The 1522-nt window shown below is 77.9% G+C and carries 2 protein-coding genes; both read left to right on the forward strand.

All coding sequences use genetic code 11. The annotated features are described in order from the left end of the window. A partial coding sequence (locus ACTUAL_RS15075; RefSeq protein WP_440900689.1) for a citrate/2-methylcitrate synthase occupies window positions 1-504 on the forward strand: 504 nt, incomplete at its 5' end. A gap of 19 nt (window positions 505-523) precedes the next feature. Beyond that, on the forward strand, window positions 524-1522 hold a 999-nt coding region (locus tag ACTUAL_RS15080), incomplete at its 3' end, for an aminotransferase class V-fold PLP-dependent enzyme (protein ID WP_440900690.1).

The raw sequence follows: 1522 nt of genomic DNA on the forward strand, positions 1-1522 counted from the left end.
GACGTCGCCGCGGCGGTGGCGGCGGCGGTCGGGGCCATGAGCGGGCCGCTGCACGGCGGCGCGCCCAGCCGGGTCCTCCACATGCTGGACGGCGTGGAGGAGCGTGGTGACGCGCTCGCCTACGTCCGGGGCGTGCTCGACTCCGGCGAGCGGCTCATGGGCGTCGGGCACCGGGTGTCCCGCGCCGAGGACCCCCGCGCCCGGGTGCTGCGCGCCCCGGCCGAGCGCCTGGGCGCGCCCCGGTTCGAGGCGGCGCGGGCGTTGGAGCAGGCGGCGCTGGCGGAGCTGCAGGCCAGGAAGCCCGACCGCGTGCTCGCGACCAACGTGGAGTTCTGGGCCGCGGTCGTCCTCGACTTCGCCGAGGTGCCCGCGGACATGTTCACGCCCATGTTCACCTGCGCGCGCAGCGCCGGCTGGTCCGCGCACGTGCTGGAGCAGAAGCGCACCGGCCGGCTCATCCGTCCCTCGGCGCGCTACGCGGGCAGCGGTCCGCGCTCGCTCTGAGGGCTGCGACGATGGCGGGGTGACGGCGCCCGCCGACCCCGGCCCCTCCCTCCGCGTCCCTGCCGACCTGCTCCCCCGCGACGGCCGGTTCGGCTCCGGTCCCAGCCGGGTGCGCCGCGAGCAGCTGGACGGCCTGCTCGCGGCCGCGGACGTGCTCGGCACCAGTCACCGGCAGGAGCCGGTGCGAGCGCTGGTGCGGGAGGTGCGGTCCTCGCTCGCGGCCCTGCTCGGGGCCCCCGAGGGCCACGAGGTCGTGCTCGGCAACGGCGGGTCGACGGCCTTCTGGGACGTCGCGACCGGGGCGCTGGTCGGTGAACGCGTGCAGCACCTCGTGCACGGGGAGTTCTCGGCCAAGTTCGCCGCCGGCACCGCCCGCGCCCCCTTCGTGTCGGAGTCGCTGCACGTGCGCGCCGAGCCGGGCACCGCCGCGCGCGCCGAGGCCCTCGCGGGGGTCGGCACGTACGCGTGGGCGCACAACGAGACCTCCACCGGGGTCCTCGCCCCCGTGGCGCGGGTGCCCGGCGCCGACCCGGACGCGCTCGTGCTCGTCGACGCCACGTCGGCGGCGGGAGCGGTCGAGGTCGACCTCGCCGCGACCGACGCCTACTACTTCGCGCCGCAGAAGGCGCTGGGCTCCGACGGCGGGCTGTGGTGCGCGGTGCTGTCGCCCGCGGCGCTGGAGCGCGCGGAGCGGCTGGAGCCGACCCGGTGGGTGCCGGACTTCCTGTCCCTGCGCGCGGCGGTGGCGAGCTCCCGCAAGGACGAGACCGTCACCACGCCCGCGCTCGTCCCCCGCGTGCTGCTGCGGGCGCTGCTGCGCTGGCTGCTGGGCCACGGCGGGCGGGCCTGGGCGGCCGCGCGCGCCCGGGAGTCCTCCGACGTGCTGTACGCGTGGGCGGCGCAGCGGGACTGGCTCTGCCCGTTCGTCGTCGAGGCCGACCTGCGCTCCCCCGTGGTGGTGACCCTGGACCTGGTCGGGGTCGACGCGGCCGCCGTCGCGCGCGTGCTGCGCGACAAC

Source organism: Actinosynnema sp. (assembly GCF_052038725.1).